The organism is Massilia sp. Root133, assembly GCF_001426525.1.
GTDB classification, from domain to species: Bacteria; Pseudomonadota; Gammaproteobacteria; order Burkholderiales; family Burkholderiaceae_D; genus Telluria; species Telluria orientalis.
In genome coordinates, this window is record NZ_LMEW01000031.1 from 309,458 (window position 1) to 321,506 (window position 12,049).

Annotated in this window: 12 protein-coding genes; 5 read left to right on the plus strand and 7 right to left on the minus strand. The window is 67.5% G+C overall.

The features are described 5' to 3' along the window. Positions 1-81: 81 nt before the first annotated feature. The 3 genes from ASD28_RS19455 to ASD28_RS19465 are packed head-to-tail and all read right to left on the minus strand — an operon-like array spanning position 82 to position 1,537. Positions 82-402: a DUF2288 domain-containing protein gene (locus ASD28_RS19455; RefSeq protein WP_056131800.1), complete on the minus strand. Its 321-nt coding sequence runs from the start codon at positions 400-402 to the stop codon at positions 82-84. A gap of 13 nt (positions 403-415) precedes the next feature. Then, positions 416-1,099 (minus strand): RES family NAD+ phosphorylase, encoded by a 684-nt coding sequence (locus tag ASD28_RS19460; protein WP_056131802.1) that lies wholly within the window; start codon positions 1,097-1,099, stop codon positions 416-418. Then, complete coding sequence (locus tag ASD28_RS19465) at positions 1,100-1,537, minus strand: MbcA/ParS/Xre antitoxin family protein (protein ID WP_056131805.1); 438 nt, start codon at positions 1,535-1,537, stop codon at positions 1,100-1,102. It lies immediately after the preceding gene. Positions 1,538-1,711: 174 nt separating this feature from the next. Between ASD28_RS19465 and ASD28_RS19470 the strand changes: the two genes are divergently transcribed. Together ASD28_RS19470 and ASD28_RS19475 are read left to right on the plus strand one after the other, a co-directional pair. Continuing rightward, a complete protein-coding gene (locus ASD28_RS19470) occupies positions 1,712-2,137 on the plus strand; it encodes a nuclear transport factor 2 family protein (RefSeq protein ID WP_229412123.1) in 426 nt (141 codons plus the stop codon). Between the two features lie 104 nt (positions 2,138-2,241). Then, the gene (locus ASD28_RS19475) at positions 2,242-4,080 is read left to right on the plus strand and encodes a rhamnogalacturonan lyase (protein WP_056131812.1); all 1,839 of its coding nucleotides are present in this window, start codon (positions 2,242-2,244) and stop codon (positions 4,078-4,080) included. Positions 4,081-4,182: 102 nt separating this feature from the next. Here the strand turns inward: ASD28_RS19475 and recJ are convergent, their stop codons facing one another. Genes recJ through ASD28_RS19495 form a run of 4 tightly spaced genes read right to left on the minus strand, consistent with a single transcriptional unit; the run spans position 4,183 to position 9,037 of the window. After that, on the minus strand, positions 4,183-5,832 hold the full coding sequence (gene recJ / locus ASD28_RS19480) for a single-stranded-DNA-specific exonuclease RecJ (protein ID WP_056132515.1): 1,650 nt from the start codon (positions 5,830-5,832) through the stop codon (positions 4,183-4,185). Between the two features lie 44 nt (positions 5,833-5,876). Continuing rightward, positions 5,877-6,941, minus strand: a complete 1,065-nt coding sequence (locus tag ASD28_RS19485) for a hypothetical protein (RefSeq protein WP_056131815.1) — start codon at positions 6,939-6,941, stop codon at positions 5,877-5,879. Between the two features lie 24 nt (positions 6,942-6,965). Then, positions 6,966-7,799, minus strand: a complete 834-nt coding sequence (locus tag ASD28_RS19490) for a ferritin-like domain-containing protein (RefSeq protein WP_200948844.1) — start codon at positions 7,797-7,799, stop codon at positions 6,966-6,968. Between the two features lie 17 nt (positions 7,800-7,816). Beyond that, the gene (locus ASD28_RS19495) at positions 7,817-9,037 is read right to left on the minus strand and encodes a hypothetical protein (protein ID WP_056131818.1); all 1,221 of its coding nucleotides are present in this window, start codon (positions 9,035-9,037) and stop codon (positions 7,817-7,819) included. Between the two features lie 161 nt (positions 9,038-9,198). Between ASD28_RS19495 and ASD28_RS19500 the strand changes: the two genes are divergently transcribed. Genes ASD28_RS19500 through ASD28_RS19510 form a run of 3 tightly spaced genes read left to right on the plus strand, consistent with a single transcriptional unit; the run spans position 9,199 to position 11,966 of the window. Continuing rightward, positions 9,199-10,464: a lipoprotein-releasing ABC transporter permease subunit gene (locus ASD28_RS19500; RefSeq protein ID WP_056131823.1), complete on the plus strand. Its 1,266-nt coding sequence runs from the start codon at positions 9,199-9,201 to the stop codon at positions 10,462-10,464. A gap of 1 nt (position 10,465) precedes the next feature. After that, positions 10,466-11,158 carry a lipoprotein-releasing ABC transporter ATP-binding protein LolD gene (lolD, locus tag ASD28_RS19505; RefSeq protein WP_371769773.1) on the plus strand — a complete coding sequence of 231 codons (693 nt, stop codon included), beginning with the start codon at positions 10,466-10,468 and terminating at the stop codon, positions 11,156-11,158. Positions 11,159-11,165: 7 nt separating this feature from the next. Then, entirely contained in the window at positions 11,166-11,966 is an 801-nt protein-coding gene (locus ASD28_RS19510; RefSeq protein WP_056131829.1) for a TatD family hydrolase, read from the plus strand. Positions 11,967-12,049 lie beyond the last annotated feature (83 nt).

Here is a 12,049-nt window from a genome sequence, read left to right on the forward strand (position 1 = left end):
GCCAGTATAGCGGATTCGGAGGGATCACATTTCTTAAAATCTAGTTGCTGTACGGTAATGTGCTTGCTGGCCAACACTTTCTCAGTGGACGGCATGCTTTTCCGGCTGCACGAGCACGAACGGGCTCACGACGGATGCCCACAACAGGGTGTCGGACGCCTGCCAGGTGCTCGCCTGCACGTCGGATACCTTGGCAACCTTGCCGTCGTTCATCCAGCGGCCGATGGCATCCTTGTCATCGTGGGCGATGCGCAGCGCGACTTCGACGAGATCCAGTTCTTCGCTCACATACACGACGGCGCCGTGGGCGAAATGGCGTTCGAGTTCGGACCAGTGCACGCGGGCGGTCTCGCGGTTGATCTTGTCGTGCAGTTCGGTGTCTTTGAGCGGATCGGTTTTCATGGCGGTGTCTGGTTCAGAGGGGTTCGATGGCGGGAAGCGGCGAACCCGCCCATGTTAACCGATATGCATGCCCCTTGCGGACATTGCCGACCAATGCGGGGCGGAAGCATGCGAGATTCGTGCCCTCGGGCCGGCGCACGCTCGGGTAGATGACGCCCATCGAACCCGCCTCCAGCAGCTCCGCCGCCAGCGCCTGCGACGCGACATAGCTGTCGGCCGCGAGGCAGTCTTCCCACGCGTCGGCGCCGCGCAGGTCGTGGAAGCCGGCGCTGAAATCGGCCAGCAGGGCCTGGTAACTCACGCTGTCGTCGAAGTGGCCGATTTCCTGGTATTCGACGGTCTTGTGGAACGCCACCTCGGCCAGCGCCGTCTCGATCTCGAACGCGCAATACCACGCGCCCCGTTCGCCGTCGTTGAAGCGGCTGCCTTCAGGGCGTGCATAGGTGTAGGCCGCGTTGACGATGCGGAAGTTCGGCACGCCGAACACGAGTTCGTCGACGCCGATGCCGGGCAGCAGGCCCGATTCGCCGCGCAGGCGGTCGTTGGTGGCGTTGTCGAGGTCGAACAGGTCGCGCAGCATGCCGTCGTCATCGGCCAGCGGGGCCAGCACGGAATCTTCGAGGTCGGCGAAGCGCGACGGGATCAGGCGGCACGTATCGAACTGCCGCAGCGCCGTCAAACGGGGGATGAGTTTCACTCACAGCCCTCCGCGGCGGGCGTCGAGCAGGCGGCGCACGGTCTGCATCGCCAGCAGGCCGCCGCCCAGCATGTAGGCCAGCGGCGTGCGGCCGTTGAAGATGGGATTGGTGTTGGGGAGGTGGATCCAGTCGTCGGCGAGCTTGTCGCCGTACAGGATGTGCAGGGCTTTATAGATGCCGAGCAGGTAGGAGATGCGGGTGATGCGGTCGACTTCCAGCACCCGCGCGGGGTGCTTCTTCCATTCGTAGAACGAGGACGACGACAGGCCGCCGAGCAGCTCGCGCGCATCCTCGTCGCGGATCTGCCAGGCGCCGGCCAGGCGAAAGAAGCCTTTCAGGGCCGATTCCGACAGCCGTTCGCGTTCCGAGCGGGCGGACAGGTCGACGAGTACCGCCGGTTCGAACCGGCTCTTGGGGTAGGCGTAAGCGAAGCTCATGAGGAATTCTCCGGTTATGGACTATATATACTCCGCTTTCGGACGTCGCGCAAGCGTCTTGTACAAACCGAATTGCCATGCCAGAATTCAAGGCTTGTCAAATCATCATCCTGGGCAACGACGTTAAAGGGGGGCGCGATGCGTCTGCTGTCGATTGGGGTCATGTGCATCAGCATGCTGATGCTGGCTATGGCGAGCGCGGCGCGGCCGTCGCACGACGAGCTGAAGAAACAGGTGGCGGACATCGAGCGTGCCTTTGCCGCGACGATGAAGGCGCGCGACCACGCCGCGTTCACCTCCTTCCTGGCCGACGAGGCCATCTTCTTTTCCGGTCCGACCCCGCTGCGCGGGCGCGAGGCTGTCGCGAATGCGTGGCGCAAGTATTACGACGGCGAACGCGCGCCATTCTCGTGGGAGCCGGAGCAGGTGGAAGTCGTGGAGTCCGGCACCCTGGCCTATAGCGGCGGGCCCGTCTACGACCCCAGCGGCAAGGTGGTCGGCCGCTACAACTCGATCTGGCGGCTGGAAGCGCCGGGGCGGTGGAAGATCGTGTTCGACCGGGGCGAGGCGCCGCCCTGTCAGTGCGGCAAGAACGAGTAGCCGGCCCGCTCAACATTGTGACTGCTTGCCTGGACCGAATTGACACTCGCCAGGCCAATCCAGATACTCGAACGCCCGACAACAACAACGAGCAGGCTGGAGACATGATACCGATCCGAACCGTTGCACCGCTAGGGCTGCTGGCGCTCGCCCTCACGCAATCCGCGTTTGCCGCGCAGGGCAAGCAGGTTGAAAAACTCGACCGCGGCGTCGTCGCCGTCGCCACCGGCGGCGGCGTCTTCGTCAGCTGGCGCGTGCTGGGCGTCGACGACCCCGACACCCGTTTCAACCTCTACCGCGACGGCGTCCGCCTGAACGGGGCGCCGCTTACGGCGAGCAATTTCACGGACACGAACGGCACGCCGGCGGCCCGCTACACCGTGCGCGCGATCGTCGACGGGCACGAAAAGAAGGACGAAGCGGCCGGCGCCACGTGGAGCCAACCCGTCCTGCGCATCCCCGTGCAGCGGCCGGCCGGCGGCGTCACGCCGAAGGGCGAGGCCTACACGTACGACATCAACGACGGCACACCGGCCGACCTGGACGGCGACGGCCAGTACGAGCTGATCGTCAAATGGCAGCCGACCAATGCCAAGGACAATTCGCAGTCGGGCTATACCGGCAACACGTATGTCGACGCCTATCGACTCGACGGCACCCGGCTGTGGCGCATCGACCTGGGCCGCAACATCCGCGCGGGCGCCCATTACACGACGGTGGTCGCCTACGACTTCGACGGCAACGGCAGGGCCGAGGTGATGCTGAAGACGGCCGACGGCACCGTCGACGGCCAGGGCAAGGTGATCGGCGACGCCAATGCCGACTACCGCAACGCGAACGGCTACATCCTGTCCGGTCCAGAGTACCTGACCGTGTTCGATGGCCGCACGGGCAAGGCGCTGGCGACCACGGATTACCTGCCGGCGCGCGGCTCGGTGGCGGCGTGGGGCGACAACTATGGCAACCGCGTCGACCGTTTCCTGGGCGGCGTCGCCTACCTGGACGGCCGCCGGCCCAGCGCCATCTTCTCGCGCGGCTATTACACGCGTGCCGTGGTCGCGGCGTGGGATTACCGCGACGGCGTACTGTCCAGCCGCTGGGTGTTCGACACGGACAAGGAAGGCAGCGCCGTCCGCGGCCAGGGCTCGCACTGGTTCGCGGTGGCGGACGTCGACGGCGACGGCCGCGACGACATCGTCTACGGCGCGGCCGCGATCGGCAGCGACGGCCACATGTTGTACAGCACCGGCCTGTGCCACGGCGACGCGCTGCACGTCGGCAAACTCGACCCGACCCGCGCGGGCCTGCAGGCGTACATGGTGCACGAGACGCCGTCCTGCTACGGCGCCACCGGCTCCGAGATGCACGACGCGGCGACGGGCCAGGTCCTGTGGGGCGTCAGCGGCAGCGGCGCCGACGTCGGCCGCGGCGTGTGCGCGGACATCGATCCGAACTACCTGGGCGAGGAGTGCTGGGCGTCGCGCGGCGGCCTGATGGCGGCGAACGGCCACCAGATCTCCGCGGCGCGTCCGGGGAACATGAATTTCGCCAGCTGGTGGGATGGGGATCTCGGCCGCGAACTGCTCGACGGCACCGTCATCAACAAATGGCAGCCCACGACGGGGAGCGTCGTGCGCCTGCTCGACGGCGCGCCGTACGGGGCGGCGTCGAACAACGGCACCAAGGCGACGCCGGTGCTGTCGGCCGACATCCTCGGCGACTGGCGCGAGGAAGTCGTGTGGCGCACGGCGGACAACTCGGCGCTGCTCGTGTTCACGACGACGGCGCCGACCACTGCGCGCATTCCGACCTTGATGCACGATCCGCAGTATCGCGCGCAGGTGGCGGGGCAGAATGCGGGCTACAACCAGCCGCCGCATCCGAGCTTCTACCTGGGCGAAGGGATGGGGGCGGTGACGCAGGCGCCGATTTTTACCCGCTAGGCCCGTAACGTAAAACCATCATTCCCGCGCAGGCGGGAATCCATGCTGAGGTTCCGAAGTCGGTTGCTCAGTATGGGTCCCCGTTTTCGCGGGGACGACGGGTTATACAGGTTCCGCGTGCTCCACCAGCAACTGCACCTTGGTCACGCCGTTGTATTCATTGGCATCCAGCCTGAACGCCACCCGCGCCTTGTCACCCAGCGCATCCGTATGCCCGAACCAGATGGCATCGTAGCGCCGCCCGTTCCGCTCCAGCAGCAGCTTGAGGTGCTTGTCCTTCAGGATGCGCTGGCTGACGACGCGGAATTCGTCGCAGAACACGGGCGGCGCGAACCCCTGGCCCCAGACCTGGCCGTCCAGCAGTTCGATGAATTGCGTGCTGTAGAAATCGTCTTCCAGCGGGCCGTCCGTCTCGACGATACGCTCCAGCTGCGCCTCCGTCAGCCACGCGCGGCCGACGGCTTCGAACGCCTGCGCGAACGTGTTGAAATGGTCGCCGCGGATCGTCAGGCCGGCCGCCATCGCGTGGCCGCCGAACTTGTCGATCAGCCCCGGCACCTTCTTCGACACGAGGTCCAGCGCGTCGCGCAGGTGGAAGCCCGGGATCGAGCGGCCCGAACCCTTGATCCAGCCGTCGCCCGCGGGTGCGAACGTGATCGTCGGGCGGTAGAATTTCTCTTTCAGGCGCGAGGCGACGATGCCGATCACGCCCTGGTGCCAGCCGTCGTCGAACACGGCGATGGTGCTGGCGTCCGCCGGCTTGAAATCGTCCAGGTGCAACAGCGCCGTACCCTGCATGTCGGCCTCGATCTCGCGCCGTTTCAAATTGATGTCGTTGAGTTCCTGCGCGATGGCCCAGGCGCGGCCCTCGTCGTCCGTGATCAGGCATTCGATCCCGAGCGACATGTCTTCCAGGCGGCCGGCGGCGTTCAGGCGCGGGCCGAGGGCGAAGCCGAGGTCGAACGGCGACGCGCAGCGCGCCTCGCGGCCCGCCACGCGGAACAGCGCCGCGACACCCGCGTGCATGCGGCCCGCGCGCATGCGCTTGAGGCCTTGCGCGACGAGGATGCGGTTGTTCGTGTCGAGTTTCACCACGTCGGCGACGGTGCCCAGCGCGACGAGGTCGAGCAGGTTGTCGAGCTTGGGCTGTGTCTGCGCGTCGAACACGCCGCGCCGGCGCAGTTCCGCCCGAAGGGCCAGCAGCACGTAGAACACGACGCCCACGCCGGCCAGGTTCTTGCTGGGGAAGCCGCATTCCGGCTGGTTCGGGTTCACGATCACGCGCGCGTCCGGCAGCGCGTCGCCCGGCAGGTGGTGGTCGGTGACGACGACGTCGATGCCGCGCGCCTTCGCCGCCGCCACGCCGTCGATGCTGGCGATGCCGTTGTCGACAGTGATGATGATGTCCGGGGATTTCTCGCGCGCCGTCAGTTCGACGATTTCCGGCGTCAGGCCATAGCCGTACTCGAAGCGGTTCGGCACGATGTAGTCGACGCGCGCGCCCATCGCCGTGAGGCCGCGGATCGCCGTGGCGCAGGCGGTGGCGCCGTCGCAGTCGTAGTCGGCGACGATGGTCATCTTCTTGCCGGCCGCGATGGCGTCGGCGAGATACACGGCCGCCGCGTCGATCTGGCGCAGCGCGCCGGGCGGTACCAGCGCTTGCAGCTCGACGGCCAACTCGCGCGGGTCGGTCAGGCCGCGGGACGCAAACACGCGCGCGAGGACGGGGTGGATGCCGCCCTGGCGCAGCATTTCGGACTGGCGTACGGGGCAGGGGCGGATGGTGATGCGGGTCTTCAAAGCAGTCGTTCCAGGGTGGGGCGGCGCCAGAATTTACGTTGCGCCAGCGGGGTCGTCGTCGTTTCGAGGTGGCCGTCGCGGTGGCTCAGCACGAGGCGCACTTCCTTGATGCGGCCGGATTTCAATGCGGCCAGCAAGGGCGCGAACAGCTCGGTCTCCAGGCGCTGCATCTGCTGCAGCCAGCCATGCCAGTCGGCCGCGATACCGGACGCCGCCACGTTGCCGCAGGCGAGCAGCCAGTGGCCATCCTCGTCCAGGATCGAATCCAGGCCGGCCAGGGTGTCCAGGCGGCGGTCGGCCAGCGCCGTCAGCCAGCCGGGCGTGTCGAACGCCGCCACGCGCGGGCGCACGAGCGGCTTGCCGGAGACCTTCGCCACCAGTTGCTGGGCGTGTTCGGTCGCCATGCTCGCATTCCCCCACGGCCAGAACGAATTGATCGGCAACTGGCCGCGCGCCTCGCGCGCCGCGTTGGCCGGATCCGTGAACCACGTCACCTGCACGTCGTTCTGCAGCTTGCGGAACGCGCGCGCCTGCGGGCCGGACGGCATCCAGTCCGTCAGGTTCATGTTCACGGCCGCATCCGGGCTCGCCGTCCCGATGTCCGTCCAGTCGTCCGCGCGCATGAACCACGTGTCGTGGGCGCCCCACGCGAGCGCGTAGCCCGCGTCCTCGAAGCAGGGGCGGGCGCTGTCGAACAGGGCGCGCGCTTCGTCCTCGCGCAGGTCGAGCTGGCGCATGTCGCCCATCTGCAAATGCGTGCGCGCGATCTGGATATGGGTCGGGTTCACGACGAACCACATGCCGTCGTCCGGATCGAGGCCGATTGCGCGCATCGCGCTGGTCGCGACTCCCGGGACGAGCCCGTGCGCGACACCCAGCGCCCGCGCGATCCAGAGCTCATACGGCAGGACGCGCGCGTCGGTGTCCAGCGGGCGGTAGCGCGCGTCTGATATTTTCGACAACAGCGCGGCCAGCGCCGGCGCCTGCAGGGCACGGGTCAGGTCGGGCGCGAATTCGGGAGCGGGGAGGGCGAACGGCAGGACGAGCGAAATGTGGGCCATCCCTCTATTTTAGGCGAAATGGACTCAGATGTCCGCCCCCGGTCCCGGCGTCGTCACGTCCGGCGACGTCGTGGGCGCGGTCGTCGAATCGGGCGGCATCCCGGCCGACCCGCCCGGCGGCAGCATCCCGGCAACGGGCGTCAGCCCGATGGCTTCGTGATACCACCCCTGGACGAGCACCAGGTGCCGGTGCTCGTCTTCCAGCGCCAGCGTGAAGCCGGCCACGAGGTCGTCCTGGCCGGCCTCGCCCGCGAGCGCGATCAGCGTCTCCCAGCCGGCGCGGTCGGCCAGCTCGGCCGTCAGCAGCGCGTGCAGCGACTGGGCCAGGCTCGTGCGCGGATCGTTCAGCACTTGCACGAATCCCAGGGACTCGACGCCGGTCACGTCCGCGCTGGGCGTCTGCGCCGTCGGGTCGCCGCCCAGCGATTCGATCGCGTCCTTCAGCAGCAGGAAGTGGCGGGCTTCGTCGCGGCGGATGGCGGCGACGTGGTCGCGCGTCATGCCGGCCGGGCCGCCCTGCATCACGTCGCATTTCGCCAGCAGCGCGTCGTAAAGACGGGTGCCCGTGCGTTCGAACGCCAGGCGCTCGCCCAGCTTGTCGAGCAGGATCTGCGGCCGGTCGCCCTTGAGCATGTGCATGCCCATGCTGACGGCGCCCGTCACTGAGCCCGGCATGGGGATGGAGCCGATGTCGCCGGCGTCCATGATGAGCGCTTCGCGCGCGTCCAGCAGGGCGCGCTCGTCGCCCGGCGCGCCGCGGATCGGCGCGTTGTCGCTGCCCTGCATGGCCGCCGTGTCGATGGGCGACATCTGCACGCCCGTCCGGTTCATGCCGAGGTGTTCGGTCTGCTGTGCCATGGTGTCTCCGTTGCGGTTCAGGGGTGGACGACGCCACCCTGGTTGGCGGGAAGGGTCGTCGTGACGGCCGTCGTGGTGGCCGCGCCATGGCTCACGAGTTCCGTGCCCGGCGTCCACACGTAGCCGGCCGCCACCGCCTCGCTGGGCGAGCCGTCGCTGTTCATCCGCCGCCGGTAATCGATGCTGGCCTGGTCTTCGTGCGCCTTCGGCACGAATTGCGTGCCCAGCGCGCGCAGGTCGACTTCGCTGGCCAGCACCTGCCGCACGTAGTCGCGCTGGCTGCGGAACGGGATCGGGCCTGAGAAATCGCCGACGATCTCGGCCGGATCGCGCCGCTCGTAGCGCCGGAAGGCGTCGGCGGCCATGTGGAAGTGGCCCAGCTCGTAGTCGAGGCACCGCTCCCACACGGCCTTGACGTGGTGGTTCGTCTCCGTTTCGACGCAGCTGTAATAGGTGTAGCACTCGTTCGCCTCGTGCAGCAGCCACTGCTCGACCCACGTCTCCGTCGGGTCCAGCAGCGATTCGTATTGCGTGACGTGCTGTTCCTCCACCGAGGCGATCTCCGCATACAGCTGGCGCGCGACCGGGTCGGCGAACGCCGGGCCCACGTTCATATAATAGTTGTGGGTCTGCGCCTCGGCCGCCGTGATCGTCAGCGCGTGCAGCTTGCTGAGCATCGTGGCCATGCTGCGGTCGTACGGCATGCGCAGGTCGTCGCGCGGGGCGCGGTGGTGCTCGGGCGTGGGGCGGCCGGGGAGAATGTCCGTATAGCTCTGCAGGATATTGTTCGCATCCTTGCCCTCCACGCGGTCGAGCAGCGCCGCGTAGCGGTACAGGTGGTCGAAGTCTTCCAGCAGGCCGAAACGGTAGACTTGGGACAGGTAGTCGTCCGGCTCGGCCCGGGCCACGCTCGCCGTCAGCTCGATGGCGAGCTGTTCGTAGGCGATGGTCGTCTCGAGCGGAGAATGATCGGGCGACAGCAGCCAGTTCACCATCGTTGCCTGGTGCTGCTCGACCCGCCTGACGTCGGCCAGCGGCTGGCGCAGCGCCATGTTGCAGCGCGCGGCCATGTGCGAGAAGCGCAGGGCCTCGAGCTCGATGCCGTTCATGAGGATGATGCGCATGCGGGTAAAGGCATCGTCGTCCAGCTTGCTGATCGGCTTGCGCACCATGTCGCGCCACGTGGTGTGCTGCCGGTCGAGCGGCGTGCCCTTCGAATCGAAGACGGAAAATGCCATGGTGGGCCTCCTGTCTGCGTTCGATAGTCTTGCCGCGCCCGGAGTTCCGGACATTTTATGATGTGTGCAAGATAGAAAAAGTACTTCCAATTGTGACAACGCCCCACATGGATGAGCGTTGTGTGGCAAACTGCGGGACCAAAGCATTTACCCTGGAGCCCATGAGTCTCATCCACAAACTGCCGTACGAATGGCTGGTCGGCTTGCGCTACACGCGCGCCGGCAAGCGCAGCAGCCGCAACAGCTTCATTTCCTTCATCTCGCTGATCTCCGTGTCCGGCATCGCCCTTGGCGTGGCCGCCCTGATCGTCGTGCTGTCGGTGATGAACGGGTTCCAGAAAGAGGTCACGGACCGCATGCTGTCCGTGCTCGCCCACATCGAAGTGTTCGACGCGAGCGGCACCATGCCGAACTGGCGCCAGGCCGAGCAGGAAGCCTTCCGCAACCCGGCCGTGCGCGGCGCCGCGCCGTTCGTCGAGACGCAGGGCCTGCTGGTGCGCGAGGACACGATGAAGCCGGCCGTCATCCGCGGCATCCTGCCGTCGGAAGAGCACAAGGTGTCGGACGTGGCGAAGCAGATCCGCCAGGGCAGCATCGAGAGCCTCAGGCCCGGCGAGTACAACATCGTCATGGGCTACGCGCTCGCGCGCTCGCTCGGCGTGGGCATCGGCGACAAGGTCAACATGCTGCTGGCGCAGGGCCAGACGACGCCGGCCGGCATGGTCCCGCGCTCGCGCGTCTTTACGGTGAGCGGCATCTTCGAGGCCGGCCACTACGAATTCGATTCGGCGCTCGCCTTCATCAACATCGAGGACGCGCAGCGCATGGTGCGCATCGACGCGCCCAATGGCCTGCGCCTGCGCATCGCCGACATGCACCAGGCCCCGTTCGTCGCGCAGGAACTCAAGCGCAGCATGTCGGGCGAGCTGATGATGCGCGACTGGTCGCAGCTGAACGCCAACTGGTTCGCCGCCGTGCAGACGGAAAAGCGCATGATGTTCATCATCCTCACGCTGATCATCGCCGTGGCCGCGTTCAACCTCGTCTCGACCCTCGTCATGACGGTGACCGACAAGCAGCCCGACATCGCCATCCTCCGCACCCTCGGCGCATCGCCGCGTTCGATCACGAAGATCTTCATGATCCAGGGCGCCCTCGTCGGCATCATGGGCACCGCGGCCGGCGTGGGCCTGGGCGTGCTGGTGGCTCTGAACATCGACGTCATCGTGCCGTTCATCGAACACCTGCTCGGTGTGCAGTTCCTGTCCAAGGATATTTATTTGATCAGCGAAATCCCGTCCGACCTGCGCTGGCCGGACGTCTTCAAGATCGGCGGCGTCTCGGTGCTGCTGGCCTTCGTCGCGACCATCTACCCCAGCTGGTCCGCGTCGCGCGTGAAACCGGCGGAGGCACTCCGCTATGAATGACATGAATGTGAATACGGCAATACTGGCCTGCCGCAACGTCGGCAAGACCTTCCGCCAGGGCGATTACGCGGTCCAGGTGCTGGACAACATCGATTTCTCGATCGGCCGCGGCGAGCGCGTGGCCATCGTGGGCGCGTCCGGGTCCGGCAAGTCCACGCTGCTGCATATCCTGGGCGGGTTGGACACGCCCAGCACGGGCAGCGTCACCCTGCAGGGCGAGGACTTCGCGACCTTGTCCGAAACGCGCCGCGGCGAGCTGCGCAACCGCTCGCTCGGCTTCGTCTACCAGTTCCACCACCTGCTGCCGGAGTTCACCGCGCTGGACAACGTCGCGATGCCGCTGCTGATCCGGCGCATGAAGCGCGAGGACGCCGTCGCGCGCGCCGAGGCGATCCTGGCGCGCGTGGGCCTGACGAAGCGCGCCATCCACCGGCCGGGCGAACTGTCCGGCGGCGAGCGCCAGCGCGTGGCGCTGGCCCGTGCCCTCGTCACGGAACCCGCGTGCGTGCTGGCGGACGAACCGACCGGTAACCTCGACCACTCGACGGCGCAGGGCATCTTCGACCTGATGCTGGAACTGTCGAAGACCCTCGGCACCGCGTTCGTCATCGTCACGCACGACCCGGAACTGGCGCGCCGCTGCGACCGCGTGCTGCGCATGACGGAGCACGGCCTGCAGCCGGCCGGGGCGTGATCCTGCCATGTGGATCGACACGCACTGCCACCTCGACGCTCACGAATTCGGCGGGGACTCGCGCGCCATCGCCCGGCGCGCGCAGGAACTCGGGGTCGGCATGATCGTGATACCGGCCGTCGCGCGCGCCAACTTCGACGTCGTGCGCCGGCTCGCGGCCGACCTGCCCAACGCCAGCTATGCGCTGGGCATCCACCCGATCTACGTGCCGCAGGCGACGGACGACGATCTCGCCGAACTGCGGCGCCAGGTCGAGGCGTCGCTGGCGGACCCGAACTTCGTGGCCATCGGCGAGATCGGCCTGGACTTCTTCATTCCGATGCTGTGCGAGCCCGCGATGCGCGACAAGCAGGAGCGCTTCCTGCGCGAGCAGCTGCGCATCGCGCGCGATTTCGACCTGCCCGTGCTCGCGCACGTGCGCCGTTCGCAGGACCAGGTGCTGAAGCACGTGCGCCAGATCCGGCCGGCGGGCGGCGTCGCGCACGCGTTCAACGGCAGCTTCCAGCAGGCGAAGGCCTTCATCGACGCCGGCTTCCACCTCGGCTTCGGCGGCGCCATGACCTTTACGCGCGCGCTGCAGATCCGCCGGCTCGCCGAGGACCTGCCGCTGGAATCCATCGTGCTGGAGACGGATGCGCCGGACATCTCGCCGGCGTGGGTCCACCCGGGCCGCAACAGCCCGGAGCAATTGCCCGCGATCGGGGCCGCGCTGGCCGCCATGCGCGGACTCGATGCGGACGCCGTGCGCGCGGCGACGCACGCGAGCGCGCTGGCGACAATGCCGCGCCTGGCCGCGCTGCTGGGCTGACTACGCGGCCCGCATGAAGCACATGGGTCCTACCCGGCCCTCATGACGGCGCGACCGCGCCTGAACACGCCCGGTTCCATCGA

Excerpts from the sequence above, each read along its gene's own strand:
- ASD28_RS19455 (WP_056131800.1), bottom strand. The coding sequence starts at position 402 with ATGAAAACCGATCCGCTCAAAGACACCGAACTGCACGACAAGATCAAC.
- ASD28_RS19465 (WP_056131805.1), bottom strand. The coding sequence starts at position 1,537 with ATGAGCTTCGCTTACGCCTACCCCAAGAGCCGGTTCGAACCGGCGGTA.
- ASD28_RS19470 (WP_229412123.1), top strand. The coding sequence starts at position 1,712 with ATGCTGATGCTGGCTATGGCGAGCGCGGCGCGGCCGTCGCACGACGAG.
- ASD28_RS19475 (WP_056131812.1), top strand. The coding sequence starts at position 2,242 with ATGATACCGATCCGAACCGTTGCACCGCTAGGGCTGCTGGCGCTCGCC.
- recJ (WP_056132515.1), bottom strand. The coding sequence starts at position 5,832 with ATGCTGCGCCAGGGCGGCATCCACCCCGTCCTCGCGCGCGTGTTTGCG.
- ASD28_RS19485 (WP_056131815.1), bottom strand. The coding sequence starts at position 6,941 with ATGGCCCACATTTCGCTCGTCCTGCCGTTCGCCCTCCCCGCTCCCGAA.
- ASD28_RS19490 (WP_200948844.1), bottom strand. The coding sequence starts at position 7,799 with ATGGCACAGCAGACCGAACACCTCGGCATGAACCGGACGGGCGTGCAG.
- ASD28_RS19495 (WP_056131818.1), bottom strand. The coding sequence starts at position 9,037 with ATGGCATTTTCCGTCTTCGATTCGAAGGGCACGCCGCTCGACCGGCAG.
- ASD28_RS19500 (WP_056131823.1), top strand. The coding sequence starts at position 9,199 with ATGAGTCTCATCCACAAACTGCCGTACGAATGGCTGGTCGGCTTGCGC.
- lolD (WP_371769773.1), top strand. The coding sequence starts at position 10,466 with ATGAATGTGAATACGGCAATACTGGCCTGCCGCAACGTCGGCAAGACC.
- ASD28_RS19510 (WP_056131829.1), top strand. The coding sequence starts at position 11,166 with ATGTGGATCGACACGCACTGCCACCTCGACGCTCACGAATTCGGCGGG.